Origin of the sequence: Liquorilactobacillus sucicola DSM 21376 = JCM 15457, assembly GCF_000612445.1 — a bacterium.
Lineage (GTDB): Bacteria > Bacillota > Bacilli > Lactobacillales > Lactobacillaceae > Liquorilactobacillus > Liquorilactobacillus sucicola.
This window is the reverse complement of record NZ_BALC01000004.1, coordinates 259,747-283,925: the sequence shown is the minus strand read 5'-3', so window position 1 is coordinate 283,925 and position 24,179 is coordinate 259,747. Positions and strand designations below refer to the sequence as shown.

Genomic DNA, 24,179 nt, shown 5'->3' with positions numbered 1-24,179 from the left:
CCCATTAGCTATGACTATTTCAATATTAATCGGGAAACTTTTACTTGCACGATATCTCTATACACGCAATAGGCAGCAAGAGAACGGGGCTGTGCCAAAAGTGAAATTTTGGCACAACCCCTCTTTTATTCCGTATAAACGTGTTCCATAAGTCACAATCTCGTTCTTTTTTACCGGTTTACATAGTCTATCTACTTGCTTTTCCCCACCAAAAGTAATATTTGTGACTTGGATATTTCTTAACAAAAAAGCTTCTAGAGTCATTCTCTAAAAGCTCCTACAATCTTATGCCTACTTCATGTCTGTTTGCTTTAAAAAACTATTTTTTCTTCTTGGGACCTCTGACACCCGTCAGCAAAACACTCACTCCACCACTGAAAACAACTAGAACAACCATGATAAAAAAGAGTATTTCATATGATCCGATTTCAATTATTAATCCACCTAGTAGTGGTCCAACAGCATGCCCCAGTGACGCTGCAATGCTGACTAAGCCCTGATACCTTCCCTTTTCACCTGTACCACTCAAATTATTAACCAATGATGAGATCGTTGGAAATGTAATTACCTCTCCCAGAGTTACGACAATCATTGATAAAATAAAATGCATATAATCTTTAGCAAAAATCAATGATGTGAACGCTATTGTAAATAAAAAGAAACCCACATATATTTTTGTGTATTCATTAACCTTAAAATGTTCGTCGACAAAATTTATCAGCGGCTGCCCCAACACTATCAGCAACCCATTCATTGTCCACAGTAAACTATACTTGCCAATAGCAATTCCTAAGGTTTGCATATAGACAGCCAGATTACTCTGCCACTGGGAATAACCAATCTGAATTGCCAAATATGTTAATAAAATAAACAGAATAATGACAACATTACGTGTTTTAGTCTTGACACCTCTATCACCGCTCGCTTTTTTCTCATGAACATTCTTGTTTTCTTTATCTTGAGGATTATTGTAATGCTTTTTAGCTATGATGAAGAAAAGCAAAAACAAAACAAAAGTTATGCAGAAAATATAGCGTATATTAATGTCGATAATAAAACCGACGAGTAAGGTTCCCAAAACTACGCCAACATTAGCAGTAAAATATAACATATTAAAAACATAGCGTGCATCATATTTTTTTATGGATGTTGCCAAAGAATTAATAATCGTATTTGCGATTGCTCCGCCAAAACCATTGATAACTAAAAGTATCGGGTACGCTGGCCACCCATTCAGAAAAATCAAAATAAACATTGAACCCATTGACAGTCCAATTGCGGTCAGCAGCCAGTGCTGGCTATTCAAGCGATCATAGATATACCCACCAAAGTAGCTGCCTAGAATCATTACAATTGACTCTATACATAAGACGATCCCTGCCGTTGTCAAGCTCTGATTTAAATACTCGTGCATATATACCGTCGTCAATGGCCAAACAAAGCTTGTACCGGTACTTGCTATCAGACTTCCCAGCAGCAGCCAACTTAATTTAATTTCCCCTCTTCTCATTTATTTCTCCCAAAATAAAAAAACCGAAGCAAGACAGCTGTCTTGCTTCGGTTAAATTATTTTTAATTAATTAGTCTTTAACGACGTTAACAGCTTGTGGGCCACGGTCGCTTTCTTCAACGTCGAAAGTTACATGTTGGCCTTCATCTAAAGTTTTGAATCCTTCACCTTGGATAGCTGAGAAATGTACGAATACATCGCTACCATCTTCGCGAGTAATAAAACCAAAACCCTTGTCTGCATTAAACCACTTTACTGTACCTTGTTCCATAAATAAAATCCTCCTTGTGCCTGATGGCACTAAAATAGTTGTAATTCTTGATCGGCACAAATGGGGAAAGTTATTTGAAACAATCTAACCACGGTAACCCATACAAAAATACAAACATAGTATATCATACTTTGTCAAAAAAGATAGTCAAAAAAGCAATTATTTTACAAAGATATAGTGTGCTGCTTTAAAGCTAACATTGGTTTCTTGACCAGTTTCCTCGATTAATATTTTTATTGGGCCCTCAAAAGGCGCGTGGCTTATTATCTTCAACCTATCACCTATGTTCAATTCGATATCATCTAAGTAAGTAAGCAAATCATGATTATCAATAAAACGGTCTACAATAACGCTTTGCCCATCTTCAGCATCTGCTAAAACTTGATGGCTGTCCTCTTTATAGTCGCCGTCTTTGGTCGGGATAACTCCACCATGTGGACAATGTGATGGATGACCTAAGAAATCATCTAAGTGATCCATCAATCTTTCACTTGTAGCGTGCTCCAAGACTTCAGCGTCGGCATGCACATCCTGAAGTTTATATCCCAGTTTAAATACTAAAAAACTTTCCCATAATCGATGTCTACGGACCAAATTTTCTGCAATTTTAATGCCCTCAGAAGTTAACGAAATCCCTGCATAAGGTGTATGCTCAGCCAAGCCATCCTTAACTAGTTTACCGACCATTTCAGTAACTGAACCCGCGGCTACATTCAAGCTTAACGAAATCTGCTTGTTCGAGATTTTGGCTTGTGTCCCGCCTAATTCAAAAATAATCTTTAAATAATCTTCCTTCATGGGTGTCATGCAATTCACCTCACCTAATTTATATATCATAACGATACATCTAAAATAAAAATACTAGAAGCTATTATACCAGAAAATTCTCTGATCTGTTTGTATAAACTCTCTCACCAAGTACAAAATGCTTAATCAGTAATCAAAAGCAGGTAAAGCTAAACCGATTTTGTCACAAAGCTGCGTAAAATCATCTGGTAGAGGTGCAGTGATGGTTTGCCGTGTTCCATTGAATGGATCTGTGTATTCTATCGTGCTAGCATGCAGCGCTTGTCTAGTTATCCCCATCTGCATTTCCCCGCCATAAAGCTCATCCCCCAGCAATGGGTGGCCGCAAAAGGCGAAATGAACTCTGATCTGGTGCGTTCTACCAGTGTGCAATTTTACTCGCAACAAAGATCCGCGCTCATTTTCTGAAAGTACCCAATACTCAGTTTTAGCATATTGACCATTCTGCAGGACTGTTCTTCTTATCTGGTCACCCACTCGGCCGATTGGCTGTTCAATTATGCCATGTTTTTCAGAAATTTTTCCTTCAATTACAGCTAAATATTGTTTATTGATTGCCTTTTCTTCTACTTGTTTGTTGATCAATCCCTGTGCTAACCGATTTTTAGCAATTAAAACTACTCCGCTCGTAAAACGGTCAAGACGTGTTATAATGTGCGGAACCAAGTCCTCCGCATGTTTATCAAGCAGATAACCCTTTGTTCGATTAACCAATGTTTTTGTCCGATTGCTAGGACCTGGAACACTAGTCAGATCTGCAGGTTTATTTACCACGAGCCAATTTTCATTTTCTAGAAGAACTTCTATCTTCTCATGATCTGGCTTAACCTCTTGATTATTTTCTGGTGGCAAACAAAGTGTTACTTCTTCATTTTTAGAAACGTAAGTATTCAACTGGACATTTTTTTGATCAAGCCAAACTTTGCCACCACCCTCTTTAATCTGCCGCAACAGTCGATGACTTACCCCGCGATTTGCCAAAAAACGTTTAACTGTTATTTTATCTTCTCTACTACTCCATGTATAATGCATAAGCTCTCTCTTCCAAATAAACTTTAGGCTTTCTTTCTAAAAAAGCCTACAACTATTCCAAATAAACCGCATAATGCAAGCAAAAGCCCGGCACTTTGAAAGTTGACAGCCACCAGTTCAAGCAAGTTTTCCGCCAACCCGCTTGCCTGAGCAGCTCGTTCAGCTTTTGCGCAAAAAAGCCACTGTTGTTAGCGGCAAACGCCAGCACCGCCATTAATAGTCCACTCCAAAGAGCCGCCAATCCTAGATAATGAAGCCAGCGTAGAAACGCGCGCTCATGTAGCAGAAGCAGCACTGCTAGCACAACCGTTGCAATGGTACTGACCCAAAACACTATTTTTGTACCTTCATCAATATTTTTCACCATTTCTGTTACTCTGTCTAAATACCTGTCCTGAATGGTTTGATTAAGGTAGTTATCCACACTGCCTAGCAGTGATGACTGCACAGCTGCAAATTCCTCGTTGTTAGTTGACACTCCAGCACTCTGCGCTTTTAACGAAATATTTTGACTGATTTGCTGCTTTATTTTCTGGCTGTCGATTGCATTTGTCTTTCCTTTATAAACATTCTCCACAACTTCTGTTAAATCCTCTTTCACCTGCTTTGAGGTGACCAATCCACTAGCCAAAGAAGCGGGGACACCATTTGAAGACGCCAAATCAGCCACAACATTATTCACATTTGTTGTGGCTTCATTAACATAATCTGATTTAATTACTTCTGCAGCTACGAAATGCGCGTTTAGGACTGTTCTTTGCAGAATATGTGCGCCAACTGCCAAAAAAAGTGTTATCCCAATTAAAACAACTAGCAACCGGCTAATCGCATGTCCTGGAGTCTTAGTTAGATAGCGATTACGCGTGCGCCTGCTTAATTGCTCCACATCTTTACTCATTACTTCACTCCTCAACTTGTTATCTTTCTCTCAAGTATAAACTACTATAGCGCGAGGACAAACAAATTGAGTTGAAGTTTATAAAATAATTACTCGTTTCTGATTTTAAAGTGTTTCATGACCCATAAACTGCATATGCTGCTTAGAACTCCCGCTACAATTAAATCAATAAACGGCATTGTTGGATTCAAAGTTTTGCCAGCACTATTTTGATCATATCCCGCCAAGAAATTCAGCATGTTGATAATTCTAAACGACACCTTAAATCCATATCTGTCATAAGAATCCGCTATTGTTACTATCCCGACGATGAACAACGTTATCAGCGCTAAAAATATCAGGCGTCGCTGTTTTTTTGTGAAAAGGCTAAAAACACTTCCAATCAAAATACAGGTGAGTGAGAACACAAAAGACGATAATATTGCAAAAAGGAAGCTCACTAGATAAGCAACTGTTGTATTTTTGAAGAAACCCCCATATATCAGCATAAACAGTGAAAATTTTTCCCAACTAACGCCATTCAATGTCAGTTTAAGCAAAAAAGCATACAAAATACCTATTACTTGGCCTAACGTACTGATCCCTAGAAAGGCAATTACCTTGCTTTCCAATATGTATGCCGTGAAACTCCATTTTGAATCAGTATTTTAAAATCACTGTAGCTCAACAGTGCAAGGCAGCCAACGATAATATAAAGCATCGGGCCCAGCGTTATATTTTTAATTGCTTCAACTAAACTATAGTTGGCACCTGTCATAAAGGATAGTATCATTGGAAAAACAATTCCACCAAGCAGCAACCACAACAATACATAAAGTAGTTGGCGAAAAACACGTTTGAATAAAAAGTAAACAACACTTTCTTCTTTTGCTGTTATCACTTTTTTTGCCCCCTTACGTTCGTTAAATTGATAAATAGCTTCTGCAGATCCATCTTTTCGACGGTAACTGTATCAGGTAGGATTCGTTCACTGTCTAACTCACCGAAAACATAATTTCCTTGAATATTGCCTAAAGTTTCCTGCCCGATAACATTCAACCCAGATGTATATTGCTCAACTTCCTTCACGGGACCAGAAATCAAATACGCATTCTCAAGCACATCTTCAACGTCTCCATCCACGATGATCTGCCCATCTCTTATCACAAAAACATGTTCTAGACTATTTGCGATTTCTTCGATTAAATGTGTCGAAATTACAAATGTTTTCCCCGTTTTAACGTAATTGTCCACTAATTCGCGATAAAATAGTTCACGATGGTTCGCATCCAGTCCCAAAACCGGTTCGTCCAAGAACACATATTTTACTGGTACACAAAGTGAAACGATTAGTTTGAAAATTGTGCGATAGCCCGTCGATAACTTACCAAACTTCTGATTTAAATCCAATTCAAATATGTTGGCCAATTTTTGGGCGTAATTATAATCAAAGCCCCATACAGCAATTCTGTAGTAACGAACAATTGCTTCAGCTTACTGCCTTTAGAATAAAGATTACGTTCGCTCATTAAGTACAGCTGCCCGAGTGCTTCATCATTTTCAAAAACTGTACTGCCATCCAACATTACATCCCCTTCATTTGGGAAAATTCGGTTAGCAATAATACTTAGCAATGTGCTTTTTCCTGCACCATTTCGTCCTAACAGACCATATATTTTGCCTGGTTTGATCTGCAGATTTATATTCTTTAGCACTTCTTTTTTATTGAATTTTTTCTTGATCTCCTTAACAACTATTCCATTCACATTCAGAACCCCCTTTTTATTAAATCAACCAATTTTTCTTGTGAAATCTGCAATTTTTTAGCCTCGCTGATAAGCTTAACGACTTCGTCTTGGTAAAAAAGTTCTCTCCTCTTTTCGACGATCTTACTCTGTGCTCCTTCTACAACGAACATTCCAATTCCCCGCCTTTTCTCAATTAGCCCATCTGCAACAAGCAAGTTCATTCCCTTTAAAACAGTTGCTGGATTAATATGAAAGTCGCGCGATATTTCCGTTGTTGACGGTATTTGCTCGCCTTCTGCATATGTTTTGGTAAAAATAGCCTCTTGGATTTGCTGGGCTACTTGCAAATAGATTGGTTCCGAACTATTAAAATTAAAACGCATCTTTTTCACCTCATCATCCCTAGGGCAAATTACTTAGTCACTCTGCCTTTTCTTATTTAACACAATGCGCTCGTACATCAAAACCATCCCTGCATAATATCCGAAATACAGCAATCCAAAAATTGTAAAAGGTATCCAAATAGCATAATAAGGATCATTCAACAATGCTTTAAATAATTTCAGTCCAAACATTACGTGGACTACTCCAAGTGCTCCTGGCAAAACAAAGAGAATCCCTATTTCTTTTTTAATGGCCCATTTCAGATCACGTTTTCTTACACCCAATTTTGCAAGCAGCTGATAGCGTCTAACATCTGCAAAGGCACCTGAAAGAATTTTAAACATCAGACAGCTTGCCAGCATCGCTAAGAAAGCAACTCCCAAGAAAATTCCTATAAATTCAAAACCACCAAAAATTGTCTTCAATTGTTTAAAGCTGCTGAAGCTCCCGTTAACAGAAGTATTAGCCGCCAGCTGTTCCGCAACTGTCACACCATCTTTATTCTTAGTATTCTCAAGCTTTTGCAGTAGAGCGTAATCATTCGTTATGTTCTTAACTCTGAACAGAAATAAAGCCTTATTCTTAGTATTGATTCCCACAAATGCATTCTGGCCGACAACTTTCAAACGATGTTTACTATAGGATGTTGGTAAAAGCGACATTATTTCATTGCTATTTTTCTCAAGTGCAGGAATGCTTTGATTAACATATTTAATATTATACAAACTGTTGTTGAATTTGACCATTTGAAGTGGAACATCTTTCACTTGCTTTTTATTGAGATAAACAACATTCTCAGTGGCTTTTAGCTTGTATTTACCTTGTTTCTCGACTTTCAATTTTGCAATCAATCTTTTTTGTTGATTGCTTGGTTCTAGAATTCCCATTGTATATGCCGACTGTGCGTGTGCTGCATTTTCAATTGAATTTCTAAACCCAATTCCGGTAGTTATCGCTCCCAAAGCTAAGGCAAAAAGCATCGAAACAACAGTTAATATCCTAGTATAGTCAAATATTCTATATTTTAGCTGCCCCAACGTAAAAGTATTCAATCTTTTTTTTCGCTAAGCGGCTTTTCCTCAAAAAATCAATAATTACGATTATGCTGGCATTAAACAAAAAGTAAGATCCCAGCGTCAAGGTTATTAATGATGCTGGAATTGTGCTTTGCTTTAAAACATTTGCGTTAGATATCACCCAATATCCAGCAACTAAGAGTAAAATTCCCACTAAAGCCTGCAGTAATTGTAAATACCATGGCATAAAACTTTTGCTGACCGTCTGCTCACTTTTAAGGAGTTTCAATGCAGGTTTGCGTACCATAACAATTGTATTAAGAATTGCTCCCAGCAGAAACAAACCTAAATATAAAAGTGCAGTCCATAAAATAGCTTTTCCCCAAAATGGTTCATAATACTTGGGGGTTATTCCCAATAGCTTCGTTAAAAGTCTAGGAACAAATGAACTAGCTAAGATTCCTAATGCGATCCCAATGATCGTCGACAAAATACCAATTAGAATCGTCTCCACCCATACAAGCTGACCGATTTTTTTCTTTTTCGCTCCAAGCATCATAAAAAGTCCATAATCATGCTTACGCATATTCAGTAAAAAATTATTTGCGTAGTTTAGATAAACAAACGTGATCAGCATCAATAAAATTGACCCAAAGTTGAAAATATAACCGGTAAAACTAACAACCTCTCCGTTAGCCTGTAAAAACCGGCTGTTTGTTGCCAGTGTTTCAAAAAGATAAAAAATTGCACTGGAAATAATGAGACCTGACAGTAAAATCAAGTAATCCTTCCATCTATTCTTTAAACCGCCAACTGCCAATTTTCGTAACATCATGTTCCTCCTTCTATCACTGTTCAAAAGTTCCTAAAATATCAAGAATCTCTTGATAAAAAACACCACGCGTTTGCTTTTTATCCTTGAGCAATTGACGACTAATATAGCCATCTTTAATAAATAGGATCCTATTGCAGAAGCTCGCTGAAAACGGATCATGTGTCACCATCAGAATAGATGTTCTATGTTTTTCATTGATTTCAGTTAAAAGACTTAGCAATTCACGTGCGGACTTAGAATCAAGAGCTCCAGTTGGTTCATCTCCGAATAAGATTGCGGGATCATGAACCAAAGCTCGCGCACATGCCACCCTTTGTTTCTGCCCCCCAGACAATTCATACGGATAGTTCTTCAAAAGCTCTGAAATTCCTAATATCTGTGCTACTTCTGCTACTTTTTTGTCTATTTCATTGGCTGTAACAGATTGCAAGGATAAAGGCAAAGCAATATTCTCGGCTGCCGTCAAACTTTCAATCAAATTGAAATCTTGAAAAATAAATCCAATTTTTTGTGCTCTAAAATCAGCTAACTGATCTCCCTTCAATGAGCTGACCTCATCTCCAGCTATTTTTACTGAACCTGAGGTTGGACTGTCAAAAGTTGACAGCATATTCAATAAGGTGGTTTTTCCTGAACCGGAAGCCCCCATTATCCCCACAAATTCACCTTGCTGCATTTCAAAATCAATTTTTTTAAGCGCCATATACATTTTTTCATTTTTTTTACCGTAAACCTTTTTTAGATTAACAACTTTGACAACAGGTGTATTCAATGTATTTCCTCCATCCACTCTTTTAGTTAGTTACTTATGCAGTTAACCATATCACTGAGTGTCAGCAGAGTCAACTTCAATTCGTAGACTAGCCTCTTAAAAAGATTAGAATTTAAAACACGTTGCCAAAAGGAGGGAAAATTACATTCCCTTTTGGTAACGTGTTTTAATAAAGATTATTTTCTGCTCGCTCGCAAAATTTTTGTAGCTTACCGCCTAATTAACACATTTTCATTTTTGGTATTGAACGCGCACAAACAGCGTAAGCAATACGAAATGTTAGTCTTTTGAATATATCCCACCCTTGATTGTTTTAGAATTTATCCGATGCCTTTTTCAAACAAAGCAGTTCTAATATTATCTAAAATCTCTTTTTGCAAAGCATTAAAAAAATAGGCTTGTCTGTATGCAATGCTTGTTACAAATTGTGGCATGTCCTTGTCCAGTAAGTTGAGCTTGACAATATCGGTTCTCATTGGTTTGATAACCGATGTCAAGAAACCAACACCCACACCATCTGCAATCAAATTCATTAGGCTATGCGTCCCATTTGAACGAAAAATGACATGCGGCCTAAAGTGATTTCTCTGTGCTAAGACATTAATTGCTTGATTATGAACAAAACCATTTTTAAATAACACAAAATCTTCTTTTCTCAATTCTGCGAAGTAAATGTTTTTTTTACTTGCAAGTTTATGCTCCCGTGATACAAAAATGCTAAAGGTCTGCCGATCAAATTCCTCCGTGATAATTTCTTCATCGCTTAATGAGTCGATCGATCCGAGCAGTGCTAAGTCGACCGCGCCATTTTTTAATGCCTCAAGTGTTCGCATCGATCCGTATTCCATTGTATTGATCTTACTTAATAAATTTTTTTCCTTAAGTATTCGTGCAACTGCTGGAAAGTAGTTATTCTCTATAATCGGCGGCAAGCCCAGAGACAATTTCTTTTGTTTGATATTATTTATTTCCATCTTGATCAGCTGATAATGTCTCAACATTTGTTTGGCATGCTGCAAAAGTTGATGCCCACTGTCTGTGATCACCAATTGACCACGCGCGCGATGTCTAATAATCAATTTCGTATCTAATTCTTTTTCTAGTCTTTGCAACGCAAATGTTACACTTGGCTGACTTACTTTAAATTCCTGTGCAACTTTCGAAAAATTTTTCAATTCTGTAAGTTTTATAAAGTACTCTATATCTCTTGTATTCATCCAGAGCTCCCAATAACGCTGACACAGCAGCTTTTTAAGTTTTATTATAATAAATACTTATTATAATACACTATTTTGACTATAAAAATAATCTTCATATATCATAAAAGCAACTCAAAAAAAGGGAGTAATACTATTGGGAATAAATATTATTAATGATCCATTCAAAAATAAAGGTACGGCCTTTACCGCCCAAGAACGAAAAGAATTAGGCTTAGAGGGGTTGCTTCCCCCGTATGTTCAAACATTAGATGAACAGGTAAAACGTGTCTATGCTCAGTTTCAGACGAAGACATCGAATCTTGAAAAAAGACTTTTCTTAATGGAGATCTTCAATGAAAATCGAACACTATTCTTTAAACTGTTCAGCCAACATGTCGTTGAGTTTATGCCTATCGTCTATGACCCAACAATTGCTGATACGATCGAAAACTATAGTGAACTTTTTGTTGATCCTCAAAATGCCACTTTTTTGTCAATTGATGAGCCAGACGCCATCGAAAACTCATTACGCAACGCAGCTAACGGTCGTAAAATCCGTCTTATTGTTGTTACGGATGCCGAGGGGATTCTAGGTATTGGTGACTGGGGAACAAACGGGGTTGATATTGCGGTCGGCAAGTTAATGGTTTATACCGTAGCCGCAGGCATTGATCCTAGTCAAGTTCTTCCTGTTGTTTTGGACACTGGAACAAATAATGAAAAGCTTTTGAAAGACCCTTTGTATTTCGGTAATCATCATAAACGCGTTACAGGTGCTAAATACTACGACTTTGTTGACCGTTTTGTCGACACAGCTGAGAAACTTTTTCCCAACCTTTACCTTCACTTCGAAGATTTTGGACGCGACAATGCAGCTAATCTGCTTAACAAGTACAAAAATCAAATCACCACATTCAATGATGATATCCAAGGTACCGGCATCATTGTGTTAGCAGGTATTTTAGGCGCAATGAATATCTCCAAACAAAAAATGACTAACCAAACTTACTTATGTTTCGGTGCAGGCACGGCTGGAGCAGGCATTACCAAACGTATTTATGATGAATTCTTACAACAAGGCTTGACTCCTTCTGAAGCTCGAAAGCACTTTTATATGGTCGATAAGCAAGGTTTATTATTCGATGATGATCCAACTCTAACACCTGAACAAAAGCCATTTGCAAGGACACGCGATGAATTTAAAAACGCAGCTGAGTTAACTAATCTAGAAATGGTTGTTAAAACTATCCATCCAACAATCTTAGTTGGTACTTCAACACAACCAGGTGCATTTACGGAAACCATAGTGAAGGAAATGGCTGCGCACACTGAACGACCAATAATCTTCCCGCTCTCCAACCCAACTAAACTTGCAGAAGCCAAAGCAGCAGATTTGTTGAAGTGGTCAAATGGTCAAGCTTTAGTTGCTACTGGGATTCCAGTTGAAGATGTTGATTTCAATGGCACTAAATACCAAATCGGTCAAGCTAATAATGCTCTGGTTTATCCAGGTCTTGGGCTTGGCGTGATTGCATCAACGGCTAAGTTGCTAAATGATGAAATGATTTCAGCTGCTGCTCATTCATTGGGTGGAATTGTTGATCCTGACAAACCTGGTGCTGCTGTCTTGCCTCCAGTTTCCAAGTTAAATGTTTTTTCGACAACAGTTGCAAAAGCAGTTGCTAACAGCGCCGTTAAACAGAACCTGACCCGTTCAAAAATTGCTGATGTTGACGTAGCGATTGAAAACACTAAGTGGACACCACATTACTAAGAGAGTGTGACAAAATTGACCATCGAAAAAATAAATTATAAAAAATTTCTTTTGCCGCTTATAGTCGGATTGCTCATTTGGTTTTTAGCACCTTTTAAACCAATTGGAGTCTCAATAATAGCATGGCATATGCTTGCCATTTTTGTTGCTACTATCATTGGATGTATCACACAGCCCTTACCAATCGGGGCAGTTGCTATTCTCGGATTCACCGTTACTGTCATCACGGGAGAAGTAAAAATCGATACCGCAGTTGCTGGTTTCGGCAATGATAGCATTTGGTTAATTGCCATGGCGTTCTTTATCTCACGTGGTTTTATCAAAACTGGGCTCGGCAAGAGAATAGCCCTTGTTTTTGTCAGGCTGTTCGGTAAAAAGACACTTGGGCTTGCCTATTCTCTTATTGGGGTTGACTTAATACTATCGCCTGCAACTCCAAGTAATACGGCCAGAGCCGGCGGAATCATGTATCCGATCATTGATTCTTTATCACGATCGTTTGGCTCTAATCCTGAAGATAAAACCGAAAGAAAAATAGGTTCATTTCTGACCTTTGCCGAATTTCATGGTAATACAATAACTTCTGCCATGTTTTTGACAGCGATGGCAGGCAACCCGTTAGCTCAGTCCTTAGCTAAGGCTGCACATGTTAATATCTCATGGATGGGTTGGTTCTTAGCGGCACTTGTCCCAGGAATCATCTCTTTGATTTTAGTTCCATTTTTGATTTACAAACTTTATCCACCTGAAGTCAAAACGACCCCTAACGCCAAAAAATGGGCGGAAGATCAATTAAATAAAATGGGCCATATGTCCATAGCTGAACGTTTCATGGCAGTCATCTTCGTCGTTGCATTAATTCTTTGGGTTTTAGGCGGAACATTTAAGATAGATGCGACTTTAACAGCTTTTATCGCTCTTTCATTGCTGCTATTAACAGGTGTCCTTTCATGGTCCGATATTTTGCAGGAAAAAGGTGCATGGAATACTTTGACGTGGTTTTCCATCCTTGTGATGATGGCCACCCAATTAAATGTTCTAGGTTTCATTCCATGGTTGAGTAAGACAATTTCCACCAGTTTGCATGGTCTTAGCTGGCCGATTGTCCTAGTGATCTTAATTCTATTCTACTTTTATTCACATTATCTTTTTGCTAGTGCAACGGCTCATGTCAGTGCAATGTACACTGCTTTGTTGGGAGTGGCTATAGCTGCCGGCGTTCCTCCTCTGCTTGGTGCTTTGATGCTTGGTTTCTTTGGTAATCTTTTTGCTTCAACCACACATTACAGTGATGGTCCTGCGCCAATCCTATTCTCCTCGGGGTATGTACTTCAAAAAGACTGGTGGACTTTAAACGCTATTCTTGGAATATTTTATCTAGTGGTTTGGTTGGGCATCGGAACATTATGGATGAAAGTCATAGGGATTTTCTAAAAAGACCAGCGGATAAAAGATTTAAAATCTATATAACCTGCACACTAACGCAAAATTGCGAACGTAATACATTACTCATATGGAGGTTAATAAGCGAGCGTGCCATAAGTCGACAAAATTTGAGTGCTAACGCGAAATTATGCACAGAGAGACCATTTTGATATGCGTATTTCGAGGCAGGCAGGGGATTCCGACTTGTGGAACACGTTTATATAAAATAAACATAGGGGCTAGATCAAAAGTTAACTTTTGATCTAGCCCCCTATTTAAATTTCACATTGTATAAATTAACGTTTTTGTAAGTCCATCTTTTCTTCATTTAAGTATGAACTGCCTTTAGTTCACACTTAATATTCAAACTTTACTGTTCATCGGCAAAAATTGTTTCTTTTATTATCCCGCTTAAAGCGAAAGCTCTTTATTGTCATCGCGTGAGGAGTCTAAGCTAAAAACGTCTCGTGCGATCATTAATTCTTCATTTGTCGGGATCATCAACAGTTTTGCACTACTTCCCTTTCCCGTAAAATCAAGCTCATCTGCATCAGTCCACTGTCCTTCAACTGCCCTGAAAATGTTAAGCGGCTCCAACTTGTTGGCAATGCGTTCACGCATCACAGCATCTTTTTCACCAATTCCACCAGTAAAGACCAAAGCATCAGCACCTCCTAATTCCAGCCAGTAAGCACCAATATAATCCACAATCCTTTTCACAAACATCTCAATTGCTAATTGTGCCTGGGGGTCCTCAGACGCCTTCTTCTCCAAAGTGCGCATATCGTTACTAGTCTCTGAGACACCCAGCAAACCGGACTTTTTATTTAAGATGTTAAGACAATCATCAATATTCTTAATCACTCCCTTATGCATTAAATAAAACAGGGCGGAGGGATCAATGTCTCCTGAACGCGTACTCATCATTAAGCCGGAAACTGGTGAAAAGCCCATAGAGGTATCAACACTCTTCCCATTCTTAATAGCAGTCACCGATGCACCTGCCCCAAGATGTAACGTAATTAATTTCAGAGAAGTTAACGGTTTCCCGATGAGCTTAGCAGCTTGCATTGCCACATAACGATGACTTGTTCCATGCGCTCCGTATTTGCGAACCTTTAACGTACGATAGTATTCATATGGGAGTCCGTATAAAAAATTCTTTTTTCCCATGGATGAGTGAAAAGACGTGTCAAAAACCGCAACCTGCCGTGCATGCGGCAACAACCTAGCAGTTGCACGAATTCCCTTTGCATTAGCGGGATTATGTAAAGGAGCAAATTCAGCTAATGCCTCAATATCTCGCAAAACTTTGTCTGTAATCACAGTTGAAGAGGTGAACTTTTCTCCTCCTGCGACAATTCGATGACCAATTCCATGTATTTCTGAAAAGTCATTAATAACCTGATATTTCTTTAGTAATTTAAGTGCTAGTTCAACCGCTTCAGTATAATCAATTGCTGTATCTAAATGAAGTTTAGTTTTAAAATTGTCTTGTTTAAAAGTTATATTGCAATAATCAGCGTTAATCGGGTCAAATAACATACTAACAAGGCTTTTTTCTAATGGCATTGCAAAAAGCCGAATTTTGAGAGTAGAACTTCCTGAATTGACGGCAAGTATTTTCTCCATGATCATTCCTCCAAAATTGTGGAATTATTGATAATTTATGTGATTTACTTCACAAATATAATGATAACTATTTTTTATATAATGTCAACCCTATAGAAGCAATAATAATAAACAAATGTCTTTTCCTTAATATATTGTAAAAGCCTTATTTAAGTAGCATACTTCCAAGCGTTCCAAGAGATAACTTTAATTTAAGCAAAATAAAGAATTTGCAAATATATTCACTAAAAGAGAAATCTTTCCAGTTTTGCTGCAATAAAAAAACTAGTCTACTGTCCTGAATCCGTTCAGAACCCGACTAGCTTTAAATATCGCCCTTGTCTTATATACCGCTTATCAACTTGCAGTTACGGTAATATTATAAAAAGCACAGCTCCTAAAATGCCACCCACAACAGGGCCAAGTACTGGAACCCAACTATATTTCCAATCAGAACCACCCTTGTTTTTAATAGGTAAAAGTGCGTGTGCTAGACGCGGTGCTAGATCTCGTGCTGGATTGATAGCATAACCTGTTGTTCCACCTAACGAAAGCCCGATCGCAATAATAAGAATTCCCACGATAACCGGGGTTAAACCTGCTGTAAATTGACCACGGGTAAATGCCAAAAGTGAGAAAACTAAAACAAACGTTCCAATAACTTCACTCATGAAATTTGCAAAATAATTACGAATTGCCGGACCAGTTGCGAACGTTCCTAAAATCAATTCTTTGTCCTTAGTAGCTTGCCAATGAGGCAAATAGTGAACCCAAACTAACAGTGCTCCTAAAAATGCCCCCAGCATTTGTGCAATAATAAAAAGCAGCACACCTGACCAAGGAAATTTATTTGCCAGTGCCATTCCAATGGTAACTGCTGGATTAAGATGAGCAGGGCCTAAAAAAGCCGAAGTATATATCCCCATTGTAACTGCAAATCCCCATCCCAGCGAGATTACCACCCATCCTGAATTGTTCGCTTTCGACTTTGTAAGATTAACTCCCGCGCAAACTCCGTCTCCCAATAATACTAAAATAAATGTCCCAATAAATTCACCCAATGCTTGAACTGGAATACTATTCATCTCTTTCACCTACCCTATAAGTTGTTTTTGCTTGCTTTGTTTAAGATAGTTCAATTCGGTTTCTGAGATCACTTGATCCAACTGTGTACGCATTTTATCTGTTTGTTCACTTGACCAACCTAGAATCTCAGCCATTTCTCCAACAACTGACTCTTTTATTTTGCCGACCTTATCTGCATGGAACAATATATGATTTGTCCGACGCAGAAGATAGTCAACAGGTGTCAGGGTCATTTCCTCTTTGACTGCGTAATAGAGACTTAGCCGTTCGGCAAGATCGAGTGTAGAATTTGTCTTCATTTCTATTTTACTAATGTTTGCGATAACACGCGGTGTGTTTGAACCAAAGCGATTAGCAAGGTCAAGTGCTCTTTTTTCAGGTATTCCTTTCTCCATTGTTATTGTTTTATAAAACTCAATCGTGTCTTCAACATTAGTTGGATCAAAGTGTCCGCCTGATACTTGGAGCTTTTTGGAATCGATTTCATTAGAATCAACATCAAAATAGTCTTTCAACATTTTTCTAATAAGTTTCATTGCTCCCGCAGCCATTTTACGATAATCTGTTATTTTCCCACCAGATAGTGTAATCAACCGATTTTCTCCTACATCCAGTGACGAACCCCGTGAGACCTGCGACGGTGTCAATGCCGTTTCCATTCTCGCGGTCCTTAATTGACTGATTGCCTGCTCAACATCAGCGCGCGTCGCTTCGTCTTCATTAAACTCGCTCACGGTTTTGACCAAGTGTGCAAAACTTTCTGCTGATACTTTGCCCGCGTTTGCACCACCCCCATTATAGTCAGAGCTGCTGTTCCCAGCTATTAAAGGTCTCAATCCGGCCCAACTAGCCTCAATATCCCTCAAGCTAAGTCTGGTTTTGGGAAAATGCTTGTTAAGTGCCTTTAATAAATAATCAACATCTTTCTTTTCAACCTTCGGATGCCTATAGTCACCCTCATAATCAGTATCCGTTGTCCCAAAATAAGTTTTCCCTTCACGCGGTACGACAAAGATCATTCGGCCGTCACCCATTCCAGAGTCAAAGTAGGTGGGCTGCGGAACAGATAAACGTGTCTCGTCCACAACTAGATGAATACCTTTGGTTGGGCGCATTTTTGGAACTTGGCTCTTGCTTTTGTCAAGTGCAAAAACCCGGTCCACCCACGGGCCTGTGGTGTTGATAACCAATCTAGCTCGAATATCGAATTTTTCTCCTGTCAACTCATTTTTAGCTTTCACCCCCTTAATAATTCCGGCGGTATCGTAAAGCGCAGACACAGCTTTGACGCGACTTGCAATAATTCCGCCTAAAGTATTTGCCTCCTTTAAGTTCTCAATGACTAGCCGTGAATCATTATTGACATAATCAAGGTAAACGCCGGCGCCTAACAGCCCTTCCTGATTGATGTTCGGCTCTCTTTGAATCACTTCTGCCCTGTCAATTGTATAATTAGCATACTTAGTACCATTTACTCCTGCTAAACGATCATAAAGATCCATCGCAACTTTTAAACTGAACATGTTGAAGGTTGAAGCTGGGTCATCATAAACAGGCAGCAGCATTGGAAATGGGCGTGGAATGTGTGGTGCTATTCCTTGCACAACAGCTCGTTCCTTTACCGTATCAGAAACAACTTCGACATCAAACGTCTTTAGATAACGCAAGCCTCCATGTACCAATTTAGTTGAACGTGAACTAGTTCCTTCAGCAAAGTCTTGCATCTCGATCAAACCGACCTTAATACCAGAAGCTGCCGCTTGGACAGCCACACCTGCTCCCGTTATTCCACCACCGATAACTAACAGATCAAGCTCCTCATCCTGTAGACGTGCAATATTTTCTTGCCGAGTTTCATTTGAGAATCCCATTAGCTTTTCCATCCTTCCTTAATCGTCTTCATTTTCTGGCCTGAACTTGAATACTTGTGTTGCTTTAACTGCATTTTTCCACCCTGTATATAGATTCTCACGTTTTTTTTGTCCCATCTCTGGCTTAAATGACCTGCCTACTTCAAAAATCTGTTGCAGCTCGTTTGTGTTCTCCCAAAAACCAACGGCAAGTCCTGCCAGGAATGCAGCTCCCAGCGCTGTTGTCTCAAGATTTTTTGCCCTCTCTATTGGAATATTAAGCAAATCAGACTGAAACTGCATCAAGTAATTGTTATTGGCCGCCCCGCCATCAACCCTAAGCGCTGGGATGTTGAGTCCTGTGTCTTTGTTCATCGTATCAACAACATCTCTCGTTTGGTAAGATAGCGCTTGCAAAGTTGCTTTGATAAAATCTTCTCGCGTTGTTCCGCGCGTTAATCCGAAAACTGCACCACGTGCTTCACTATCCCAATATGGTGCACCCAACCCAGTGAAAGCTGGGACCACATAAACTTCATTTTGACTTTTTGAGGAAAGCGCAGCCTCTTCTGACTCTGGGGCTGAATTAAGCATCTTCATGCTGTCGCGCAACCATTGCAAGGCTGAGCCAGATACAAACACCGAGCCTTCAAGAGCATAAGTAATTTTACCGTCAATTGAATAACCAATTGTTGTCAACAGATTGTTTTTTGAAAGCGTTGGTTCTGAACCTGTATTCATAACGATAAATGAACCTGTGCCATAGGTGTTCTTTACCATTCCTTTTTTTAGCGCTAATTGACCAAATAATGCTGCTTGTTGATCCCCAGCCATTCCAGCAATTGGAATCGAGCTGCCATAAAAATGGTATTCTTTTGTTTTACCGTATACCTCAGAGTTTCCCTTCACTTCTGGCAACATCACTCGCGGAATATTCAGCAAATCCAGAATTTCTTGATCCCAATCCAACTTATGAATATTAAATAACATCGTGCGGGATGCATTTGTATAGTCTGTAACGTGTACATCCCCACCTGTTAATTTCCAGACAAGCCATGTATCAATCGTTCCAAACAACAGCTCCCCCTTCTCAGCTCTTTCTTGCGCTCCAGGTACTTGGTCTAGTATCCACCTCACTTTAGTCGCGGAGAAATAAGCATCGACGACTAAACCAGTCTTCTGATGTATCATCTCTGCGTGTCCCTCGTGCTTAAGCTTTTCAGCCAATTCATTAGTTTGACGTGATTGCCAAACCACTGCGTTATAAATTGGCAAACCTGTTTTTTTCTCCCAGACAACCGTTGTTTCACGTTGATTTGTAATACCGATTCCACTTATCTGATTCGGATGGATTCCAGAATCGATAAAGGAAGTTGCAATCGTCGATAAAACAGCATTCCAAATTTCATTTGCATTATGTTCCACCCATCCTGGATGTGGGAAAAACTGTGTAAATTCTCTTTGTGAATCGGCAACCTTTTTCCCATCATGATCAAAAATGATTGCTCGTGTACTAGTCGTTCCCTCATCAATTGCCATCACATATCTATTATCCATCAATAGCCCCCCTTAAAATATTGCGAGAATTGCTAAAAAAGTTACCCTCCGAAGTTATGTATCCGCTATCATAACAATTTATATTGTACACAATATTTATTTTTATTCAATCATTTTGCCTTTTAATTTATTTAGAAGCTCTCTGTAATTTATTAATTATTTTAGTTAAGTATACTATATTAACCATTAAAAAGAATTATTTTAGCTTGAACTATTCTTCTGATAACTTAGAGTATTTTACCGGTATGGAAAAAATTTCCTATGCTATTTTTAAGCAGATTTTTTAAACTTTTGTGTCCGCTCCTCTATAATCAAGACAAAAGACTTTTTGTAAACCAAAGGGTTGCACTATCAATAAAACATTGAAAGAGGGTACAATCTATGACCGAGAAAATCAGGCATTTTAACTATCTCTTAATCGGTGGTGGAATGGCGGCTGACCAAGCAGCTGCAGGCATTCGTTCCATTGACCGCAAAGGATCATTGGGAATCATTTCCGCCGATTCTGACGAGCCTTACGCAAGACCGGCTTTAAGTAAAAAACTTTGGGTTGATTCAGACTTTACTGAAAATGATACAAATTTTCATACCAAAGAAAAAAATAACGCCAATCTCTTTTTAAAAACGCAGGTAACAAATATATCTCCAGCGCAGCACCTTGTTACTACGACCGACGGAACCAAATTCAGTTACGACAAGCTATTACTTGCAACTGGCAGCAAAGCTCTAACGCTGAATGGCCCCGAGAGTGACTTAGTTGTTGCACTGCGTTCTAAAGCTGATTATCGTAAAATTCGTTCTTTTAGCAGTCCTCATAAACACGTTATCGTTGTTGGTAATGGCTATATTGGCAATGAAATAGCAGCTGGACTTATCCAAAATGATGTTCAAGTTTCTCTTGTCATCAGTGGAGAACAGCTCTACGATAAAAAATTTCCAGCGAACTTAAGCAAACAGTATCAAGACAAATACCTTGCTGCCGGTGTTAAAATATACTCTCGCAAACGTGCTCAAAAATACGAAGTTGAAGATAATCATGTTAAGCTTTTTCTTAATGATGGTTCAATTCTTGAAGGAGATGGTTTGATTCTAGGATTAGGTGCTCAGCCCAATCTCGCTCTTTCAAAAAATGCGCATCTAAAATCAGACAACCTCGGGGTAGTTGTTGATAAGTATTTAAAGACCTCTGCAAATGATATATGGGCTGCAGGCGATATTATTTGCTATCCAGATGTTATTTTGGGACGTCAGAACGCAGGCCATGTCAACCATGCTATCAAGTCAGGATATATTGCTGGGCAAAATATGGCTGGCAAGATAATTCCTTATGACCATACACCATACTTCTACAGTTGGGTTTTCGATGTTTCATGGGAAGCTCTGGGGACTGTCAGCTCAAATTTAGAAATGTATGAAGAGAAACTCAAACATTCGGACGGCAAAGTCGTTTACTATTTTGAAGAGAATATCCTACAAGGCGTATTACTCTGGAATGCAGCGATAAACTTGGATCATTTTCGCAATATTTTGAAAAAGAAACCGCATTTTACAGATTTAAACGCGCTATTACCGTTAGAGAAAGCTAATTAAATCTATTTTAGTAACAATATATGTCTTCGCCCTTTTGCTCGAACTATCAAAAAAGGAACCTTGGTCAAGAATTAAATCTTGAGTTAGGTTCCTTTTTTAAGTCGATATATACGAATTAACGTGTTCTATAAGTAAAATTTTTCGTCTAACTTCGAATTGTTCATAACTACAAACTCATAGTGTTTTCAATTTTGAGTTAGTCTTCAAATCCGCTGACTTATGCACACGTTCATTGATGTACCCAACATTCACCAAACAATAATTATTCAACAATAGAAGCTATCATTTTGTTTACTGCTTCTTTTTCACGTTCAATGAGTTCGACGCGGCTTTCAATCACTTTAATATCCATTGTGATCTCACGTTTCAAACCTGGAGTTTCCAGCTTAGGTTCAAAGAACTTTTTAAACTCTGCCAGCCGTTCTGCTGTTCGGAAAACGCCCGCAATAACTGTAATAAATGTCGTAAATTCCATGTCTCCGCCAACTGTTTTCTCAAGCCAGTCCCAGTCGTCACGTAGCCAGTCCCACGCTGCCTGTTGCCCATCTTCATTAGACAAGACACCGCGGAACCAAGCACGCAAATCCTGCGGCTTTATTGTTTCAGCATCCTTAAATTTGGTAATTAAACGTGCAATCAATTCTAGATCATTAGTACTTGTCAAAGCCGAATTTATATCTGCTTTGTAACTTGCATCGGAAGTTGTCCGATATGCTTCCAGTAAGTCGTCAAACAAGCGACTGTTGCCGAAATTTTTTACTTCATTACGCAGTACAAGAACTCTAATATCAGCTGGTAATGACGCTAAGTTCGTACTGTTGGCAGTGAATAAATCGTGCGCTACAGCAATCGCAGCTGCATTCTTAGCATACAAAGCTGCATTTAACACGTACGGACGTGTCAGCTGGTCATCATTTGATTCATTAGCTTTTCTTTGCCAGCCCAAACGCGCAACTTGTGGCGCGCTCAACTTATTGAAGAAGTCTTGCAGATTCTTTTCCTGTTCAGAATCAGGTGTTACGAACTTCTTCAGATTGCCTGCTACCTGATATAAAACCGTGTTAACAACGGCTGAGTGGCTATCTGCAAATTTTAAGAGCAGCGGTATAACAGCAACATAAGATACTTGTTTTCCTTCTGCCAGCAAACGCAAGTCTTGTAAAAGTTGCAACCTTGAAATATCATCCAGAGAGTCCGCATCATTCAAAAGATCGGTTAGCAAAGTGTCATCGTATCGAACAATAAAATGTGAATTATTACCTACATTCAACCTGAATGGTGTACCAGCACTTTCACGTAGAGCAGCATAATTCCCCAACTCTACCTTCTTCTCAGCTAAAATTGTCGGTGCTTTTGCATAATTGCTATTCAACGGGATCTGCCATTGGCGGCCTACTTCTTCACCCTTGCCAATAAAGAATTGCTGCTGTTGCAATACTAACTGCCCATTGACGACACTAGCCGTTACTACTGGGTAGCCCGGTTGCTCTAACCATGAATTCATGATAGCACCTACATCAATACCAGCTGCATCACCTAAAGCGGACCATAAATCAGCACCCGTCGCATTGCTAAACTGATGGGCTGCAAAATAGTTCTTCAAACCAGCTCGCAAAGCATCATCACCAATCAACGCACGTACCATCACCAGCATACGTGAACCTTTTGCATACACGATCGCACCATCAAACAAAGCATCAATTTCTGCTGGGTTTTCAACATTAACATGCACCGATTGTACCCCATCAGTAGCATCCCGCTGCAGCGCAGCTGGAACCTCTGAGGTTTGGAAAGTTTCCCAAATACGCCAGCTAGGTTCAAGAGCATCAACTGCAACATATTCCATCATGTTGGCAAAACTTTCATTTAGCCACAAATCGTCCCACCATTTCATTGTCACTAAATCGCCAAACCATTGATGGGCTAATTCATGTGCGATTACGGTTGCAACGAGCTGTTTCATATCAAGTGCCGTATTTTCGGGGTCAAGCAACAAATACGCTTCACGATACGTTACCAGTCCCCAGTTTTCCATTGCTCCTGCCGAGAAATCAGGTAAAGCCAGCTGCCAAGAATGAGGTAATGGATAAGGTGTTTGGTAAAAGTCTTCATAAAACTCAATGGATCTTTTAGCAATATCAAGCCCAAAGTCCAATTCACTAGGCCGATGTGCCTTAGTCGCAAACACACCGATTTTCACGCCACTTTTGGTAGTTGTCTGTTTGCTTTGCAGTTCACCAAAAGCGAAAGCAACCAAGTAAGTCGACATTCGAACAGTTGTGTCAAAGTAATGGATTCCATCGACAACCCGAATTTCTGGCATATTACTTAACGTAATTTCACCTGGATGCTCATCAAATTTAAGAGCTATATCAAAAGTCGCTTTGGCCTCAGGCTCATCAATACACGGAAAGGCTTGTCTTGCAAAATTAGTTTCAAACTGTGTTCCTATAATCTGCTTTTTGACACCATCTACCGTGTAATATGATGGATAAATCCCCATCATTGTGTCTGTTAATTGCGCATCGTATACAATACTTAACTTAACATCACCCGTTTTTTCTAAATCAATTTTAAGGGCATCATTTTCGTTATCAATCTCAAAAGGCAAACTTTGACCATCCAACTGCACAGATAGTATTTCCAGATCTTTCTGATGAATCGAGATATTTTGCTCTTTAGCCGTACCTGTAATCGTTGTTTTACCGGTAATTTTTTTAGATTCACGGTCAATATCCAAAAAAATATCATAATGTGTTGGTTGGAACATATTATAAAAGCGTTTCAATTCAGCCATAATTTCTCCTCTACTTTGTTAGAATAAAAATATTATAC

20 protein-coding genes and 1 pseudogene are annotated in these 24,179 nt (G+C 39.0%); 3 read left to right on the top strand and 18 right to left on the bottom strand.

Translation table 11 applies throughout. The features are described 5' to 3' along the window. Nucleotides 1-319: 319 nt before the first annotated feature. The 13 genes and pseudogenes from JCM15457_RS08410 to JCM15457_RS08360 form a co-directional block, all read right to left on the bottom strand. On the bottom strand, nucleotides 320-1,510 hold the full coding sequence (locus tag JCM15457_RS08410; protein ID WP_034989197.1) for an MDR family MFS transporter: 1,191 nt from the start codon (nucleotides 1,508-1,510) through the stop codon (nucleotides 320-322). A gap of 70 nt (nucleotides 1,511-1,580) precedes the next feature. Further along, entirely contained in the window at nucleotides 1,581-1,781 is a 201-nt protein-coding gene (locus JCM15457_RS08405) for a cold-shock protein (RefSeq protein ID WP_034989196.1), read from the bottom strand. Between the two features lie 159 nt (nucleotides 1,782-1,940). After that, complete coding sequence (locus JCM15457_RS08400; RefSeq protein WP_034989194.1) at nucleotides 1,941-2,588, bottom strand: metal-dependent transcriptional regulator; 648 nt, start codon at nucleotides 2,586-2,588, stop codon at nucleotides 1,941-1,943. Between the two features lie 126 nt (nucleotides 2,589-2,714). Beyond that, nucleotides 2,715-3,620 (bottom strand): RluA family pseudouridine synthase, encoded by a 906-nt coding sequence (locus JCM15457_RS08395; protein ID WP_051993385.1) that lies wholly within the window; start codon nucleotides 3,618-3,620, stop codon nucleotides 2,715-2,717. 52 nt (nucleotides 3,621-3,672) lie between these two features. Then, nucleotides 3,673-4,518, bottom strand: a complete 846-nt coding sequence (locus tag JCM15457_RS08390) for a hypothetical protein (protein WP_034989187.1) — start codon at nucleotides 4,516-4,518, stop codon at nucleotides 3,673-3,675. An 89-nt stretch (nucleotides 4,519-4,607) separates the two neighbouring features. Further along, nucleotides 4,608-5,129, bottom strand: a complete 522-nt coding sequence (locus JCM15457_RS08385) for a hypothetical protein (RefSeq protein WP_051993382.1) — start codon at nucleotides 5,127-5,129, stop codon at nucleotides 4,608-4,610. Then, a complete protein-coding gene (locus tag JCM15457_RS11715) occupies nucleotides 5,114-5,398 on the bottom strand; it encodes a hypothetical protein (protein WP_051993381.1) in 285 nt (94 codons plus the stop codon). Before JCM15457_RS11715 ends, JCM15457_RS08385 begins: the two co-directional genes overlap by 16 nt. Beyond that, nucleotides 5,395-6,263: pseudogene (locus JCM15457_RS08380) on the bottom strand (ATP-binding cassette domain-containing protein). Before JCM15457_RS08380 ends, JCM15457_RS11715 begins: the two are co-directional and overlap by 4 nt. A gap of 2 nt (nucleotides 6,264-6,265) precedes the next feature. After that, nucleotides 6,266-6,628 (bottom strand): GntR family transcriptional regulator, encoded by a 363-nt coding sequence (locus JCM15457_RS08375; RefSeq protein WP_034989186.1) that lies wholly within the window; start codon nucleotides 6,626-6,628, stop codon nucleotides 6,266-6,268. A 33-nt stretch (nucleotides 6,629-6,661) separates the two neighbouring features. Further along, nucleotides 6,662-7,681, bottom strand: coding sequence for a hypothetical protein (locus JCM15457_RS12410; RefSeq protein WP_235725639.1), 1,020 nt, complete (start codon nucleotides 7,679-7,681; stop codon nucleotides 6,662-6,664). Further along, the gene (locus JCM15457_RS12405) at nucleotides 7,647-8,477 is read right to left on the bottom strand and encodes an FtsX-like permease family protein (protein WP_235725638.1); all 831 of its coding nucleotides are present in this window, start codon (nucleotides 8,475-8,477) and stop codon (nucleotides 7,647-7,649) included. Before JCM15457_RS12405 ends, JCM15457_RS12410 begins: the two co-directional genes overlap by 35 nt. Nucleotides 8,478-8,493: 16 nt before the next feature. Beyond that, nucleotides 8,494-9,189, bottom strand: a complete 696-nt coding sequence (locus JCM15457_RS08365) for an ABC transporter ATP-binding protein (protein WP_081778235.1) — start codon at nucleotides 9,187-9,189, stop codon at nucleotides 8,494-8,496. Between the two features lie 383 nt (nucleotides 9,190-9,572). Further along, nucleotides 9,573-10,469 carry a LysR family transcriptional regulator gene (locus JCM15457_RS08360; RefSeq protein ID WP_034989183.1) on the bottom strand — a complete coding sequence of 299 codons (897 nt, stop codon included), beginning with the start codon at nucleotides 10,467-10,469 and terminating at the stop codon, nucleotides 9,573-9,575. A 136-nt stretch (nucleotides 10,470-10,605) separates the two neighbouring features. On the opposite strand from JCM15457_RS08360, the gene JCM15457_RS08355 reads away from it, so the two are divergent. Together JCM15457_RS08355 and JCM15457_RS08350 are read left to right on the top strand one after the other, a co-directional pair. Beyond that, a complete protein-coding gene (locus JCM15457_RS08355; RefSeq protein ID WP_034989181.1) occupies nucleotides 10,606-12,225 on the top strand; it encodes a malolactic enzyme in 1,620 nt (539 codons plus the stop codon). A gap of 15 nt (nucleotides 12,226-12,240) precedes the next feature. After that, on the top strand, nucleotides 12,241-13,659 hold the full coding sequence (locus JCM15457_RS08350) for an anion permease (RefSeq protein WP_152537299.1): 1,419 nt from the start codon (nucleotides 12,241-12,243) through the stop codon (nucleotides 13,657-13,659). A 402-nt stretch (nucleotides 13,660-14,061) separates the two neighbouring features. Here JCM15457_RS08350 and JCM15457_RS08345 read toward each other — a convergent pair whose 3' ends face one another. From JCM15457_RS08345 to glpK, 4 genes are all read right to left on the bottom strand, one after another. Beyond that, nucleotides 14,062-15,282 carry an acetate/propionate family kinase gene (locus JCM15457_RS08345; RefSeq protein ID WP_034989176.1) on the bottom strand — a complete coding sequence of 407 codons (1,221 nt, stop codon included), beginning with the start codon at nucleotides 15,280-15,282 and terminating at the stop codon, nucleotides 14,062-14,064. Between the two features lie 347 nt (nucleotides 15,283-15,629). Continuing rightward, nucleotides 15,630-16,346: an MIP/aquaporin family protein gene (locus JCM15457_RS08340; RefSeq protein WP_034989175.1), complete on the bottom strand. Its 717-nt coding sequence runs from the start codon at nucleotides 16,344-16,346 to the stop codon at nucleotides 15,630-15,632. Nucleotides 16,347-16,355: 9 nt separating this feature from the next. Next, nucleotides 16,356-18,218, bottom strand: coding sequence for a type 1 glycerol-3-phosphate oxidase (gene glpO / locus JCM15457_RS08335; protein ID WP_034989173.1), 1,863 nt, complete (start codon nucleotides 18,216-18,218; stop codon nucleotides 16,356-16,358). An 18-nt stretch (nucleotides 18,219-18,236) separates the two neighbouring features. After that, on the bottom strand, nucleotides 18,237-19,754 hold the full coding sequence (gene glpK / locus JCM15457_RS08330; protein ID WP_034989172.1) for a glycerol kinase GlpK: 1,518 nt from the start codon (nucleotides 19,752-19,754) through the stop codon (nucleotides 18,237-18,239). Between the two features lie 381 nt (nucleotides 19,755-20,135). Here glpK and JCM15457_RS08325 point away from each other — a divergent pair, with 381 nt between their 5' ends. Continuing rightward, nucleotides 20,136-21,344, top strand: coding sequence for an NAD(P)/FAD-dependent oxidoreductase (locus JCM15457_RS08325; RefSeq protein WP_034989170.1), 1,209 nt, complete (start codon nucleotides 20,136-20,138; stop codon nucleotides 21,342-21,344). Between the two features lie 262 nt (nucleotides 21,345-21,606). Here the strand turns inward: JCM15457_RS08325 and JCM15457_RS08320 are convergent, their stop codons facing one another. Next, the gene (locus JCM15457_RS08320) at nucleotides 21,607-24,141 is read right to left on the bottom strand and encodes a M1 family metallopeptidase (RefSeq protein WP_034989168.1); all 2,535 of its coding nucleotides are present in this window, start codon (nucleotides 24,139-24,141) and stop codon (nucleotides 21,607-21,609) included. Nucleotides 24,142-24,179 lie beyond the last annotated feature (38 nt).